The organism is Priestia sp. 3CA3 (assembly GCF_056836725.1).
This window is the reverse complement of record NZ_JBXENJ010000003.1, coordinates 249,244-263,399: the sequence shown is the minus strand read 5'-3', so window position 1 is coordinate 263,399 and position 14,156 is coordinate 249,244. Positions and strand designations below refer to the sequence as shown.

15 protein-coding genes are annotated in these 14,156 nt (G+C 37.5%); 6 read left to right on the top strand and 9 right to left on the bottom strand.

What is annotated here, in order from left to right:
* Window positions 1-9: 9 nt before the first annotated feature.
* The 6 genes from AC1VNJ_RS10710 to AC1VNJ_RS10685 form a co-directional block, all read right to left on the bottom strand.
* A complete protein-coding gene (locus AC1VNJ_RS10710; protein WP_033578121.1) occupies window positions 10-588 on the bottom strand; it encodes a ferric reductase-like transmembrane domain-containing protein in 579 nt (192 codons plus the stop codon).
* Entirely contained in the window at window positions 563-1,486 is a 924-nt protein-coding gene (locus AC1VNJ_RS10705; protein ID WP_482640784.1) for an FAD:protein FMN transferase, read from the bottom strand. Before AC1VNJ_RS10705 ends, AC1VNJ_RS10710 begins: the two co-directional genes overlap by 26 nt.
* 12 nt (window positions 1,487-1,498) lie before the next feature.
* Window positions 1,499-1,921, bottom strand: coding sequence for a hypothetical protein (locus AC1VNJ_RS10700; RefSeq protein ID WP_033578123.1), 423 nt, complete (start codon window positions 1,919-1,921; stop codon window positions 1,499-1,501).
* A gap of 213 nt (window positions 1,922-2,134) precedes the next feature.
* Window positions 2,135-3,145, bottom strand: a complete 1,011-nt coding sequence (locus tag AC1VNJ_RS10695; protein WP_482640783.1) for a CobW family GTP-binding protein — start codon at window positions 3,143-3,145, stop codon at window positions 2,135-2,137.
* On the bottom strand, window positions 3,142-3,480 hold the full coding sequence (locus AC1VNJ_RS10690) for a hypothetical protein (RefSeq protein WP_049162977.1): 339 nt from the start codon (window positions 3,478-3,480) through the stop codon (window positions 3,142-3,144). Before AC1VNJ_RS10690 ends, AC1VNJ_RS10695 begins: the two co-directional genes overlap by 4 nt.
* Window positions 3,481-3,535: 55 nt before the next feature.
* Window positions 3,536-4,441, bottom strand: coding sequence for a polysaccharide deacetylase family protein (locus AC1VNJ_RS10685; protein WP_049162979.1), 906 nt, complete (start codon window positions 4,439-4,441; stop codon window positions 3,536-3,538).
* 235 nt (window positions 4,442-4,676) lie between these two features.
* On the opposite strand from AC1VNJ_RS10685, the gene AC1VNJ_RS10680 reads away from it, so the two are divergent.
* From AC1VNJ_RS10680 to AC1VNJ_RS10660, 5 genes are all read left to right on the top strand, one after another.
* Window positions 4,677-6,374: a sigma-54 interaction domain-containing protein gene (locus AC1VNJ_RS10680; protein ID WP_482640782.1), complete on the top strand. Its 1,698-nt coding sequence runs from the start codon at window positions 4,677-4,679 to the stop codon at window positions 6,372-6,374.
* Between the two features lie 215 nt (window positions 6,375-6,589).
* Window positions 6,590-7,705, top strand: a complete 1,116-nt coding sequence (locus AC1VNJ_RS10675) for a zinc-binding dehydrogenase (protein ID WP_482640781.1) — start codon at window positions 6,590-6,592, stop codon at window positions 7,703-7,705.
* Window positions 7,706-7,724: 19 nt separating this feature from the next.
* Window positions 7,725-8,525, top strand: a complete 801-nt coding sequence (locus tag AC1VNJ_RS10670) for a carbon-nitrogen hydrolase family protein (protein WP_049162981.1) — start codon at window positions 7,725-7,727, stop codon at window positions 8,523-8,525.
* A 44-nt stretch (window positions 8,526-8,569) separates the two neighbouring features.
* On the top strand, window positions 8,570-10,036 hold the full coding sequence (locus AC1VNJ_RS10665) for an NCS1 family transporter (RefSeq protein WP_033578128.1): 1,467 nt from the start codon (window positions 8,570-8,572) through the stop codon (window positions 10,034-10,036).
* Window positions 10,033-10,785 (top strand): SDR family NAD(P)-dependent oxidoreductase, encoded by a 753-nt coding sequence (locus tag AC1VNJ_RS10660; protein WP_033578129.1) that lies wholly within the window; start codon window positions 10,033-10,035, stop codon window positions 10,783-10,785. The genes AC1VNJ_RS10665 and AC1VNJ_RS10660 overlap by 4 nt, the downstream gene beginning before the upstream one ends.
* A gap of 39 nt (window positions 10,786-10,824) precedes the next feature.
* Here AC1VNJ_RS10660 and AC1VNJ_RS10655 read toward each other — a convergent pair whose 3' ends face one another.
* The 3 genes from AC1VNJ_RS10655 to AC1VNJ_RS10645 form a co-directional block, all read right to left on the bottom strand.
* Window positions 10,825-11,295, bottom strand: coding sequence for a DUF2178 domain-containing protein (locus tag AC1VNJ_RS10655; RefSeq protein WP_033578130.1), 471 nt, complete (start codon window positions 11,293-11,295; stop codon window positions 10,825-10,827).
* The gene (locus tag AC1VNJ_RS10650) at window positions 11,285-11,503 is read right to left on the bottom strand and encodes a helix-turn-helix transcriptional regulator (protein ID WP_013081870.1); all 219 of its coding nucleotides are present in this window, start codon (window positions 11,501-11,503) and stop codon (window positions 11,285-11,287) included. Before AC1VNJ_RS10650 ends, AC1VNJ_RS10655 begins: the two co-directional genes overlap by 11 nt.
* 148 nt (window positions 11,504-11,651) lie before the next feature.
* Window positions 11,652-11,834, bottom strand: a complete 183-nt coding sequence (locus tag AC1VNJ_RS10645) for a YolD-like family protein (protein WP_013081871.1) — start codon at window positions 11,832-11,834, stop codon at window positions 11,652-11,654.
* A gap of 393 nt (window positions 11,835-12,227) precedes the next feature.
* On the opposite strand from AC1VNJ_RS10645, the gene ltaS reads away from it, so the two are divergent.
* Entirely contained in the window at window positions 12,228-14,150 is a 1,923-nt protein-coding gene (gene ltaS, locus AC1VNJ_RS10640) for a lipoteichoic acid synthase (RefSeq protein WP_098625989.1), read from the top strand.
* Window positions 14,151-14,156 lie beyond the last annotated feature (6 nt).

The following is a 14,156-nucleotide window of genomic DNA, read 5'->3' as shown; positions in this document are numbered from 1 at the left end:
GTGCGTTTTTTAGTTTTCCTGAGCTTTTTTTTGGTTCTTAGGAGCTGACTGGTGTTGAATGCGTAAGAAAAGCAAGATTAAAACGATAACGCCAGTGATGCTGTACATCCCAAGAATAAGGGGCTGCTGTGTATCTGTTCCGGAAGTAATGCCGTGATACAGTGCTAGCAAATAGCCTGGAAAAGCAAGAAAATGAATGGCTTTCCAGGCTTTTCTCCCAAGCTGTTTTATAAAGTCGGATGTAATAATTAGTACCAATAAAATGTAGAGTGAAATAGTACCAAGACCTGTGCTAATCGGTTTGTAATCGGAAGTGAACGGAATTAAAATGTCAGAAAGTGAAAAATGAACAGATTGATCAAATGATAAAACAAGTCCGTGAATCATGCCAAACAATAACCCAAACCACCCTGATGATTGATGGACCAGCAAAAGCTGTTTTTTTCGTTTTGGTTTAAAAAACGAAAAGCTGTGAGAAATGCCAGCGGCAACCGATACAAACATTAGTAAATAAGAAGTTAAGCCGGCTGCCCGAATGGTGTTCCATACGGGAAAATGAGCACTAAATTGCGCGAGGAGAGTAGCCATAATGGTATACCTGACCTTTCACATGTTTTTCGATTAGTACGTTGCCTTCTTTTGTAACCGCAATTACTTCTAAAGAAGGGTGATGCATTTTAGCTAACCTTAATCCAGCGTCCCAGCCGAGAATAAGTATGCACTTTGCATAGACTTCAGAAATGGTTAAGTCTTCTGAAACGACCGTTACTTGCAGAAGCTCTGATGAACTAGGCTTGCTGATTCTGCCGTCAATAATATGATGGTGAGTGTGTCCGTTCACTTTCCACGAACGCTTGCCTACACTGCTTGTGGCAATACCGCTGTTGCTTTTTACTTTAATGGTCGTGAGATTTTTTGATGCATCAAATGGATAAGAGAGAGAAATGGACCAGTGCTTGCTAGCGGGCCCCCACGTTACAATATCTCCGCCTCCATCGATTGCTCCAAGTGAAGTTCCTTTTTTCTTTAATTGATTCGCCATTTGCTGAATGCTCCAACCTTTTGCGATTCCTCCTAAATCCAGACCGATATTAGAAGCAAGCTGAATACTTCTCATTCCTTTATGAATCATAATAGGGTTAACAGCATCAAAAGCTGCTACTTCTTGAGGTAGCTGATTGTTAGGCAGTTGTTCAAAGCTTTGGTCATATCCTAGAGTTTGAATAGAATGATACAGAAATGGGTTGAAAATTCCGTTTGTCTCATTGTAATAGTAATAGGCTGCTTTTACAGCTTCATACAGCATTTTTGACGGTAGAAATAATCTTCCGTTCAGCGAATTAAGCTGTGAAAGCTCGCTTGTTGGAAGAAAGCGGCTTAGGGTTTCTTCTACAAGATAACACCAGCTCTCTACTTTTTGGCTGACAGGTGTTTCAAGCTGATATACATTAAATGTGGTATTCATCGCTTTAAATGAGTAGCTCATTTCATCACATCCTTAAGAAGGTCTTGTTTGCATAGAAGAATCATTATTGTTGCCCCAATTATCCTGACCACTTGTGGAATCATCATTTGACCACTGATCTTGCTGATTACTCGAATCATCGTCTGACCACTGATCATCTTCACTGCTTGAATTATCGTCTGACCATTGATCACTTTGTTTGCTAGAACTGTCATTTGACCATTGATCTTGCCCGTTAGTTCCATTGTCCGTATTGGATTCAGATCCTGAATCTGGAAATAGATCCGTCTCATCTTCCGTTTGAGTTTGCGATGAATTATTGGCGGATGTATCGTTATTTAGTGCTGTAGATGTTGAATTTGTTTGATCATATTTTTGAGAAAGCCCTACAAATGTTGTAAATGCAGCAACGCTCGATAAACCAACCATCCATTTTGTCCATTTATTAGCTGCCATTGATATGCTCCTTTTATCTTTCCTATTTTGCAACTGAACACTGAAGAAAAACTGAAGTGGAAGGTAACATACATCGTTCAATTGTTATAGTTCAATATAGACAGAAAAAATGAAAAAATAGTGAAATAGGCTGGTGGAATTTAAATTGACGAATTTTTTTATGAGAGGAATAGAAAGAAGCCTTATTCCATGCAGAATAAGGCTTCTAACTAATTAATAAATGGTAGAAAGTTCACATGTGTTAACAATGGTATGTAAAAACTGCTGAAATGTTTTTAACGATCGTTCGATTAAAGCTGTGTCTATATCTCGCACAATAAAAATTAAGTAAGATTCTCGATTGTGTGATGGCCATTGCTTCAAATGCTGCGGAGGATGAATAATATGTTGAACGCCATTTAACACAACGGGTCCTTCTTCTCCAACGTCCAGCATGCCTTTTACCCTCATTACCTTTTCACCGTTCGCGTGAAGTAACATGCTCAGCCATAGCCCGAATGCTGTCCAGTCCAGAGGCTGTGAAAACGAAAACGAAATAGAAGATACATTTGAATTGGGATGTGTAACAGGTGAAGGTAAAGAATGAATAACTTTTAAGCGATCTACATTAGATGCTTCTTGGATAATAAAAGGATCTACCTTTCCATGTACAGCAGGTATGATTACACACGATGGATTTAGAGACTGAATATGTGTCAATATAGCATCGTGCTCTTCGGGTGAACAAATGTCTGTTTTGGTTAAAATAATTTTATCAGCAACGGTAATTTGTTTAATTATTTCTGGATTGTTCTGAAGCTGCAGTATACCATTTTTTGCATCTACTGTAGTGATCACACAATCAACTATGTACCGATGCTGTAAAAGAGGGTTGGTTAAAATCGTAAATAAAATAGGAGAAGGATCTGCCATTCCCGTGGTTTCGATCACGACACGCTCAAAATGAGATTCTCCGCTTTCGTCTGCATATAACAGCTCTTTCAGCTCTTCTTCTAGGTCTGCTCGCGAATTGCAGCATATGCAGCCTCCTTTAAGTAAAATCGTTCGTTCCTCAGCCTGACGCAAGAGGTGATGGTCGAGACCAATTTTTCCGTATTCGTTAACAATAACTGCTGTATTGTTATTAATAGAGGGTTCTTTTAAAATATGCTGTAACAAGGTTGTTTTACCGGATCCTAAGCATCCTGTTACAATTGTTATCGCTTTTTTTCCATGAGCTTTCATTGAGCGGAACTCCTTTCTGCTATTTTATCCAATAAACTTCCATCTAGTGGATCAATAGGGTATCCGATCATTGCTTCTACATGATGCCAAATTGTTCCGAGGTCATGAACAATTTCAGCATTGCCTTTTGCATCTCGTAAAATAAACTTGCTGCCGTTCCATTCCTCTAACGTCAGGCGATAATGGCTCAGAAGTTGATTACAAAGGTTGGCGCGGTGAAGGCGGCTACGCTGTCTAATCCGCTGTTGATTTCCAACTGTTATTTCTGTATCTGTGGAATCTGTGTAATCGGTCCAATGGACTTGCATAATAAATTCGCCGCATAAGATGCACATGTTTATTCCTCCCTGTAAAGTAGGAGATCCGTTCAATATGAACGGATCCGGCTTTTTATAATTGTTTAGCTTCAACCGCTTTTTTGCGAGGGTTTCGTTTTGCGAAATCATCTGCAATTTCATCGAATGTCACCCATCTAACACCTTCATGAGAACTGATATGTTGAATTAAACGTTCATGCATTTTTAGTACCTGAGGACGTCCGCTCACATCAGGGTGAATAGTCATCGTGAAGACTCCATAGTCCATATTCTCATATACCCAATCAAACTGATCTCTCCACATTTCCTCTAAATCGCGCGGATTTACAAAGCCATGGCTGTTAGGTGACTTTTTAATAAACATCATTGGAGGAAGATCGTCTAAATACCAGTTAGCAGGAATCTCTATTAAATCCGTTTCTTCTCCTCTTATGAGCGGTTTCATCCATTCATTTGCTTTTTTTGCATAATCAATTTTTGTCCAGCTGTCACCAATCCTTACATAATAAGGAGAAAAGTCATTATGCATTAAGCTGTGGTCGTACTTAATGCCATGTTTGTGCAGCAGTTCATTTGTTACATTAGAAAATTCCCACCAAGGTGCTACATAGCCTGTCGGCTTTTTACCCGAAAGTTTTTCAATTAATTTAATCGATTTTAATAAGACTTCTTCCTCTTGTTGAGGAGTCATTGCAATAGGGTTTTCATGAGAATAGCCATGTGCTCCTACTTCATGTCCTCGTTTGACAACTTCTTTCATTTGTTCGGGAAACGTTTCGATAGAGTGACCCGGAATGAACCAAGTGGTTTTTAGCTGATACTTATCAAATAAATCCAATAATCGAGGTGCTCCCACTTCTCCTGCAAATAACCCCCGAGATATATCATCTGGAGAATCTTCGCCTCCGTATGATCCCAACCAACCAGCGACAGCATCTACATCTACTCCATAAGCTACTAAAATTTCTTTTTTGCCCACAGTGAACCACTCCTTCTTCTTTATGATTTCTTATTAAGAGTTGTTGCAAAAAGTGTGCCAAGTATAAAAAAGGAACAATCAGCGTTTTAATAAGAAGCTATGGTAGAAAAACAGGAGGAAATATGCGTAAAAGCATAAAAAATATGTTTTTTTGCATAGATTTCAGAAGATTCTTAATGATATGATATTATTTTTAAGAGTAATTGAAAAATCTGATGGTTGGGGTGAGTGTAATTTGTCGAATTCAAATCTTCATATGGTACAGCATACATCTATACGAGCAATAGAAGAGTTAATTGAGGAATTTCCCTTTTCTATTGTTATTTATCAAAAGGATTTACAAATTAGAATTGCAAATAAAAGTGCAGAGTCACTTCCAAATGTTTTCTATCAGAGTGAAGAGACAAAGCAACAAGTCCGAAGGTGCTTCAATCAAGAGAACAACGCCGAAGAGCATATTCAAGTAATAGAAGGTCACAAATATATACAATTTTTCTATATGAGCGAACTAGAGTTAGTTTCGGTCTTAATAATGGATGACTACATAACTGAATATGAAAAGTACAAATCGGAAAGTATGGACTTAAAAGCTATTTTTGAAACTTCTTATGACGTAATGTACGTGTCAGATGGCGAGGGAAATACGATTAGAGCAAGTTCAGCTTGTTTGGAACTATGGGGAAAAAAAGAGAACGAATTAATAGGAAGAAACGTTATTGATCTGGAGAAAGAAGGAATCTATACACCGTCTATTACACGATTAGTATTAGAACAAAAGAAAAAAGTTTCTGCTATTCAGACTACTAAAGAAGGCAGAAGACTTATGGTTGTAGGAACGCCTATAAAGAATGAACAAGGAGAAGTTATCCGGGTTATTAATGCCTCAAGAGATATCACTGAAGTGAGTCAAATGCAGTCAGAAATCAGTGAGATGAAGCGGTTAATTGCAGGTTACAAACAAGAACTTATGGAACTGAAAAAAGATAAAACAGAAAAGGTAAAACTGATTTCTTACAGCAAAAAAATGGAGAAGACTCTAGAATTAGCTAGACGAGTTGCCAATGTAGATTCTACTGTGCTTATTCTAGGTGAATCAGGGGTTGGAAAAGAAATGGTCGCCAACCTCATTCATGAAACGAGTGATCGAAAAAACAGTCCATTTATAAAAGTCAACTGTGGAGCTATTCCTGAGAACTTGTTAGAATCAGAGCTTTTTGGCTACGAAGGAGGAGCTTTTACAGGAGCAAAAAAGGAAGGGAAAATGGGACTTTTTGAGTTAGCTAACAAAGGAACGTTATTTTTAGATGAAATTGCGGAGATGCCTCTAGCCCTTCAAGTGAAATTACTAAGAGTTCTTCAAGAACGAGAAGTGATGAGGGTGGGAGGAGTGAAGCCAGTTGCAGTTAATGTGCGAATCATTGCAGCCACCAATCGAAACTTGCATGAAGACGTTCAAAAAGGGAATTTTCGTGAAGATTTATACTACCGACTAAACGTTATACCACTGTCGATTTTACCGCTTCGCGAGCGCAGAGAAGATATTTTGCCTTTAGCTTCTTATTTTATTGAACAGTTTAATCAAAAATATTTAACGAAAAAGACGCTGTCAGCTGAAACGGCCGAAGCGTTTGAACTATATAACTGGCCAGGAAATGTAAGGGAGCTTCAAAATATTGTGGAAAGACTCATTGTGATGTCAGATGGAGATGAAATTCAGCATTTGCATTTGCCAGAAGAAATTACAAACTTATCATCTAATAGAGATAAGGTACAGGTGCTAGACATCCTTCCTCTGAAAGAATGCATGGAAATGGCTGAAAAACAGCTCTTGCGTCTAGCTAAACAAAAATATTCCTCTACAGTAAAAATTGCCGATGCACTGCAAGTAAATCAATCAACCATTAGTCGAAAGCTTCAAAAGTTAAACGAATAGTAAGGGTTCAAAAGAAGTCTATCTTTTCCTTTTAAGGAGGTAGACTTCTTTTTTATTATGCAACGCCGCATATATTGCAGAATTTTATATGTTCCTCTGCATACAAAACAAGTTCTTAACGAATATAAAACAGCTACGCCGCTCTTTTTCTAAATTGGCATGCATCTTGCAATTAGGAAAATAAGCTAGCTAATTGATAAAGGAGAGGATAGGATATGGTTGCTATTAAAAAAGAAGTTGAAAAAGGTAAACAAGCTCCTGCTGGTTTTATGAAGGCAGTTGTTTATCAAGGTCATAAACAGGTTGGGCTTCAATACAAAGAAATTCCAAAGGCAGAAGCGGGAGAAGTAGTCATTAAAACAACGTCTACTACTATTTGCGGAACAGATATTCATATTTTACACGACGAACATAAAGTAGAAAAAAATCGAACGTTAGGACATGAGCATGTAGGAGTTGTTCATGAGGTAGGGGAAGGAGTAACAGGAATAAAAGTAGGAGAACGCGCTATGTGCGGATCTTGTACACCTTGTGGTTCGTGTTATTATTGTCAAAAAAATTTATCTTCTCAGTGCATAGGGCCAGAAGGGGATTTTAAAACTCCAGGAGGATGGCGCTTAGGAAATACGATAGATGGAACGCATGCAGAGTATTTTAAGATGCCTTTTCCACAGTACAACTTAACTAAAATTCCGGATGAATTATCCGATGAAGATGTACTGCTGTTAACGGATATCGCTTCAACTGGAATTGCTGCAGCTGAAAACGCACAAATTCAAATAGGAGATATAGTGGCAGTCTTTGCGTGTGGCCCTGTAGGGCTTTGTTCTATTGCAGGGGCCAGATTAAAAGGAGCTAGCCTCATTATTGGAATAGATGGGAATTACCAGCGCCTAGGCTTGGCTAAAAAGATGGGAGCAGACGTGACGTTAAACTTTAACGAAGTGAACGTAGTGGAAGAAATAATGAAGCTATCAGGAAATAAAGGAATAGAAGTTGCTATTGAAGCTCTAGGAAAAGAAGAAACGTTTCAACAGTGTTTAAAAGTAATTAGACGCGGAGGCTGTATTTCAAGCGTAGGCGTATATTCGGGGCATGTTGAGATTCCAATTGAACATTTTGCAAGCGGAATGGGAGATCACCGAATTGTAACGACTTTGTGTCCCGGCGGAAGAGAACGTATGCAGCAGCTTATGAGCCTAGTTATTCAAGAGCGTATGGATTTAAAGCCGATGATTACACATCGATTTACTATTGATGAAGCAATTGAAGCTTATAGATTATTTGAACATGCGGAAGACCAAATTATTAAACCGATTATTACGTTTTGAATGTAGGAGGAGTAATAAAATGAAACATCAAACATTTATCGCAGCTGCTGTTCAAATGAATTGTGAGCTTGGAAATCCAGGCAGTAATTTGGAAAAAGCATATCATTTAATTGAACAAGCAGTTTTAAAAGGTGCTTCATTTATTGTATTGCCAGAACTATTTAATACAGGATATCGAGTAGAGGAAAAAGACTGGCAATATGCTGAGTATATTCCGGGTTATACGAGTGAATGGCTTGTTCAGACTGCACAGAAGTTCAATGTGACAATAGCCGGGTGCATTTTAGAAAAAAAGAATGATCGTATATACGATACATGTCTAGTAGTAGACAGAGACGGAATTCAAGGAACATATAGAAAAATTTACTTATGGGATCAAGAAAAGCAAAGGTTTCAAAAAGGGGACAGATACGAGGTCACTCAATTAGGTGAAGTAACATTGGGCATGCAAATATGCTATGAAGTAGGATTTCCAGAAGGTGCGCGCGTGCTCACGTTAAAAGGAGCAAACGTGTTGATTTATTCTTCTGCATTTGGCTCCTTAAGAAGGTATGCGTGGGATATAGCGACTAAAGCAAGGGCTTTAGAGAACGGCTGCTTTGTTATTGCATCAAACCGTACGGGCACAGAAAAGAATGAAACAGTGTTTGGAGGAGGAAGTCGAATTATAAACCCTCAAGGAAAAGTATTAACAGAAGCTACAAAAGAAGATGAAGTCATTGTGGCAGAAATTGATTTAGTACAAGTAGAAGAACAGAGGAAAGCAATTCCCTATCTTTTAGATTTACAGAATGACATGTATAAAGAACCGTCAAAGTAATGTCTGTAGAAAACTAACTATTTTATTAATAGGAGGAGTGCTAGTTGAAAAACTCATTGATTTCGAAAGATATTGTACCAACATTAGCAAAACAGCGTGTCATTTCAGGGTTTGGTTTCTTTAATATTTGGGTGGGGATGGCTGTTATTATTGCAACGTTTCAAATTGGTGCAAATGGAATTGACTCTATGTCTTTATGGAAGTTAGCAGGAGCAATCTTACTTGCTAATATTATCATTGCCATTATTGGAAGCTTAAGTGGGGATATTGGAGTAGAGCACGGTCTTTCATTTGCTGCTTATTTACGCGCTCCTTTTGGAATTAAAGGTGTTCATATTCCGGCAGTTAGTAAAGGGATTATCGCGTCAATCTGGTTTGGCATTCAAACCTATTTAGGAGCTACAGCAATCAATTACATTTTTCATAGTTTAACAGGATTTGATTCTTGGTTCTTTTGGTATGTAGCATTTGCTGTTGTACAAATTATTAACACAGCAATGGGAATCAAAGCAATTGATCGTTTTGCAGTTGTTGCTGCACCTTCTATTATTTTAATTTCAGTGTGGATTTTCTTTAAAGTGGCAGGAATGGCAGACGATAAAGGAATTGATGTGTACAGCTATGTTGGGACAAAAGATACCACCACTTGGTTTTTAGTGATGGCTGCTAATATGGGATTTTGGTCAGCACTCGCGGTAGATATTCCCAATATTACAAGGTATGTAAAAGCACCTAAAAATGAACGAAGCTGGCTGAAGCGAAATAAAAATAATTATATTCCGCATCTTACAGCTCTTCCTATCGTACAAACTTTTATGGGTGTAATTGGAGCCGTTAGTTTTCTCGGGACGGGTCTTTGGAATCCGATTGAAGTTATTCAACAAACTTCTACAGGATGGGTAATGGCTGTTGTGCTTATTATGGTGGTGTTAGCTCAGTGGTCTACTAACTCTGCTGCTAATCTTATCCCAGCTTCTTTAACATTTGTTAATGCAGGTTCTCGCTTTAAGGTGTCATACACAGTGGGCATTATTCTAGCTGGAGTGGTAGGAACACTGTTTCAGCCTTGGGCAATTTTAGATCAATTATTTATCTTTTTAGGGTATTACGGGGCTGTTTTATCTGCGCTTGCAGGAATTATGTTATGTGATTATTACATTATCAGAAGGCGCCGTTTGAATGTAGAAGAACTATATGCAGAGGAAGGTCAATATAAATTTGATGGTGGCGTAAACTGGGCAGGTATGATTTCATGGATCATAGCTGGAGGAGCGGCTATCTACTTTTTAGATTATATGTATATTGTTGGTTTTCCACTAGGAATAGCTTGTTACTTTGTATTAATGAAAGCATGGTATTTAAAACGTCACCCTCAAAAAGAAATTGATAGTCGTTTCTCTGACGACTATTTAGGTACAACAGTAGGAAGAGATTGGCATATTGAAGTGCTGGAAGAAGCGATCCAGCCTTCTTTAAATGAAGTTGGAGTAAAGAAAGGGGATTTAGCATGAAGCTGCAAGGGAAAACAGCAATCATTACGGGAAGCGCAAGAGGAATTGGAAAAGGTATTGCCCTTGCTTATGCCAAAGAAGGAGCAAACTTAGTGTTAAACGTCTATGGCGTAGATCAACAAGAAATCGAAGAGCTCAGTAGGGACGTAAGTTCTTATGGCGGACAAGTTGTCATTATTGAAGGAGATATTACAAAGAAAGAGATCGTTGAAGAAATGGTTCAAACAGCCCTTTCACGTTTTCAGACCATTGATGTTTTAGTAAATAATGCAGGGATTTTAACTCAAAGTCTATTGAAAGATATGGAAGAGGCTCAGTGGGACCAAATGATAAATATTGATTTAAAATCAGTATTTCTAACCACAAGAGCAGCTGTTCCGTATATGATAGCGCAAAAATCAGGAAGAATTATTAATATCGCGTCTCAAATTGGTCAAAAAGGCGGCGTAGAATTAAGCCACTATGCTGCTGCAAAAGCAGGAGTGATTGCTTTTACAAAATCCATTGCGCTCGAACTTGGAAAATATAATATTACAGCTAATTGTATAGCGCCTGGACCAATACAAACACAGCTCGTAGACGATATTAATGAAGAGTGGAAATTGCAAAAGCAAAAGGAATTAGCTGTTCCTCGATTTGGCACAGTGGAAGAAGTGGCGCCAACAGCTGTTTTGTTAGCGAGTTCTCCAGATGGAAATATCTATACAGGGCAAACGTTGGGACCAAATAGTGGAGATGTTATGCTGTAATAAAAAAATGGTGCTGTCGCTACAGCACCATTTTTTAAATTAGCGATAAATCTTACTAATCGATACGTAATAAACCGTTAACTGTACAAGAGAAAGAAGCAAAAGAACGGCAATGGGATAGAAGCTAAAAGAATTAGGTAACAGCGGATAAAAAGCGATTAAGATAGCGCCTATAGGAATAGAAAATAGAAGAAAAACAAAGGCTTTTTTACAAGCTTCTGCTGTTATCATCTTTTCACGTTCATCTTCCTCTGCAAATTCAAAAGGAAATAATAAAGGCGAAACGTTCTTCGTCTTTTTACGCGCTCGGTAGTAAAAAAAGGACACGATTAAAAGCACAATTAAAGAAGCGAAAGAGCCTATAGACATGGTAATTTCCCACGGGGGTTCAGGGTGGTTCATAACTTCACTAAATTGAATATTTAGGCTTAAAAAATCATATAAAAACCAACCTACGCATAGCAGAGACACTACATTCAACAAATAAGATTTAATAACATTACTCAACATTTTTCTCCTCCTTTTGAAGTGTAAAAACATCTTCCATTTTTAATTGAAAGACATCACAAATTGTTAAACCAAGTAGTAGGGAAGGAACGTAATTTCCCTTTTCAATAGCTGCAATGGTTTGGCGAGTGGCTCCAACTTTTTCAGCTAAATCTCCTTGCGTATATCCATGTTTAGCTCTAAGCTCTTTTACGTGATTAATAAGAGTCAATATGATCACCCGCTGCCTTTTTAATAAATTTGTTAAGTTGATTTAACATTATGTAAAGTTAATTTAACATCAATTGGATGATTTTTCAATATATAATGGATAAAAAATACAAAAAAGATCCTAGAAGAATTCTTCAGGATCTTTTTTGTTAATAAATTTCTTTAATGCCAGACAAACGAATGGAAAAAATGTTTTGTTTTTCATCTCGTAGGGAGAGGGTTTGGTCGGTTAGGTTTAAATTTTGGATTTTTCCTTTGAAGGTTTGAAGCAGGCCATTTTCGTAATAATTCACGGTTACATGTTTGTTTTTCTTTAACGCTTTTAAAATCATTTATTCATCTCCTTTCATGTGTGCATCTGTTATGAAAAGAAAGCTGTGGCTTAAGCATAAGAATTTGGAGAATGCTCAAGGCAGAATTATTATTATACAGCAAGATGAGAATAGTTTGTAGATAAATTGTGAAAAAATGCACAAGTTTGCAGTGCGGGTGTTGCAACAGAATACAGTATATGAGGAGAGGAGGGGTTTTATGATAAAAAAGGTGATTTTAGTTTATTTATTTGTGGGTATTAGGTAAACTAGTAGATGAATTTAAAGAATCTATCTATAGTTGTGAAGGCTAGGATTTCATTTAATTTTCATTTTCTATGAGTATAATGATAAAGGTTTTCTATATGTTCTTTGTGAATCTACTCATAAACTAATCGAGAAAGGAAAATCAAAATGAAGCGAATCGTTTCTAAGCCGCTGCACTATTTCATATTAGCCGCTGTTTTAATGTGGATAAAGTCGTATGTGGCTTATAAAACTGAATTTAACTTAGGCGTAAGCGGCGTAATGCAGCAAATGCTGCTGTTTATAAACCCTGTAAGTTCAGTGCTGATTTTTTTAGGAATCGGCTTATTTTTTAAAGGAAAGAAAGCAGGAGCTTGGATTCTTGCAGGCAGTTTCATCATGACGCTGCTGTTGTACAGCAACATTCTCTATTATCGTTTTTTTAACGATTTTGTAACTCTTCCCACACTGTTGCAGACAAGTAATGCAGGAAGTATGGGCGGAAGCATTATGGATTTATTAAAAGCACATGATGTTTTTTATTTTGTTGATTTTATTATTTATCTTTTCTTCTTTTTTAGTAAAAAAATTGACTGGCATAATGAAAAAGTATCGGTTAAGAATGCTGTAACCATTCTTTCTTTAGGATTCATGGTTTTTTCTGTCAACTTAACATTAGCAGAAATTGATCGCCCGCAGCTTCTATCTCGAACTTTTGACCGCAATTATCTAGTAAAGTATTTAGGCGCCTATAATTATACGATGTATGACGGTGTTCAGACTGCTCAAAACTCTAAACAGCGAGCTTTTGCAAGCAGCAATGACTTAACGAACGTCGTTAATTTTAAAAACAGTCACTATGCGGAGCCTAATTCCGTTTACTTCGGAAAAGCTAAAGGGAAAAATATTATTAAAATTCATTTGGAATCATTTCAGTCTTTTTTAATTGATTACAAATTAAATGGCCAGGAAGTGACACCGTTCTTAAATTCGTTGGCCCATGGAAATGACTTTACGTATTTTGATAACTTCTTTCATCAAACAGGACAAGGAAAAACATCAGATGCTGAGCTGATGATGGACAACTCTCTATACGGCCTTCCTCAAGGTTCTGCCTTTGTACTAAAAGGAAGCAATACGTATCAGGCAGCACCAGCTATTTTAGATCAAAAAGCTGGCTATACGAGCGCTGTACTGCACGGAGACTATAAGACGTTTTGGAACCGTAACGAAATTTACAAGCAGTTCGGTGTGGATAAGTTTTTTGATGCAAGTTATTACAATATGACGGGTGAAAATAAAATTAATTATGGCTTAAAAGACAAACCGTTCTTTAAAGAATCTGTTCCAATGCTGCAGTCTTTACCACAGCCGTTTTATGCGCATTTAATTACGTTAACAAACCATTTTCCATTTTTACTTGGAAACAATGAGGCAAGCATACAGCCAGCTAACACGGGCGATGCGACAGTTGACCGCTATTTCCAAACGGCTCGTTATTTAGACGAATCATTGCAATCTTTCTTCCAAGAACTGAAAGCTTCTGGGCTTTATGATAATTCTGTGATTATGATTTATGGAGATCACTACGGTATTTCTGAAAATCATAATGCGGCAATGGAAAAAGTAATGGGAAAAGAAATTACACCTTATGAAAATGCTCAGCTGCAGCGTGTACCTCTATTCATTCACGTTCCTGGAGTAAAAGGCGGAATTAATCATACGTACGGTGGAGAAATTGATGTTGTGCCAACTCTTCTTCATTTAGTAGGGATTGACAGCAAAGAGTTTATCCAATTTGGTACAGATTTATTTTCTAAAGGTCATGATGATGTAGTAGCGTTCCGCAATGGCAACTACGTATCTCCGAAATATACACTAGTGGATGGAACGTATTATGATTCTAAGACAGGCCAAGCGCTTAAAGAAAATAATCAAATGAAAGCTTATAAACAGAAGGTAGCGAAAGAACTGGAGTTATCTGATCAAGTGCTTTATGGAGACTTACTTCGTTTCCACAAGCTAAAGGATTTCCAAACAGTCGACCCTTCGAAATATATGTACGGGAAAGAAGAAACATCAGCTAAATAAAGCTAA

Bases quoted from the DNA above. Each gene is read 5' to 3' on its own strand.
- AC1VNJ_RS10645 (WP_013081871.1), bottom strand. From the start codon at position 11,834: ATGATTTTAAAAGCGTTAAAGAAAAACAAACATGTAACCGTGAATTAT.
- ltaS (WP_098625989.1), top strand. From the start codon at position 12,228: ATGAAGCGAATCGTTTCTAAGCCGCTGCACTATTTCATATTAGCCGCT.
- AC1VNJ_RS10695 (WP_482640783.1), bottom strand. From the start codon at position 3,145: ATGAAAGCTCATGGAAAAAAAGCGATAACAATTGTAACAGGATGCTTA.
- AC1VNJ_RS10660 (WP_033578129.1), top strand. From the start codon at position 10,033: ATGAAGCTGCAAGGGAAAACAGCAATCATTACGGGAAGCGCAAGAGGA.
- AC1VNJ_RS10690 (WP_049162977.1), bottom strand. From the start codon at position 3,480: ATGTGCATCTTATGCGGCGAATTTATTATGCAAGTCCATTGGACCGAT.
- AC1VNJ_RS10700 (WP_033578123.1), bottom strand. From the start codon at position 1,921: ATGGCAGCTAATAAATGGACAAAATGGATGGTTGGTTTATCGAGCGTT.
- AC1VNJ_RS10705 (WP_482640784.1), bottom strand. From the start codon at position 1,486: ATGAGCTACTCATTTAAAGCGATGAATACCACATTTAATGTATATCAG.
- AC1VNJ_RS10710 (WP_033578121.1), bottom strand. From the start codon at position 588: ATGGCTACTCTCCTCGCGCAATTTAGTGCTCATTTTCCCGTATGGAAC.
- AC1VNJ_RS10675 (WP_482640781.1), top strand. From the start codon at position 6,590: ATGGTTGCTATTAAAAAAGAAGTTGAAAAAGGTAAACAAGCTCCTGCT.
- AC1VNJ_RS10670 (WP_049162981.1), top strand. From the start codon at position 7,725: ATGAAACATCAAACATTTATCGCAGCTGCTGTTCAAATGAATTGTGAG.
- AC1VNJ_RS10655 (WP_033578130.1), bottom strand. From the start codon at position 11,295: ATGTTGAGTAATGTTATTAAATCTTATTTGTTGAATGTAGTGTCTCTG.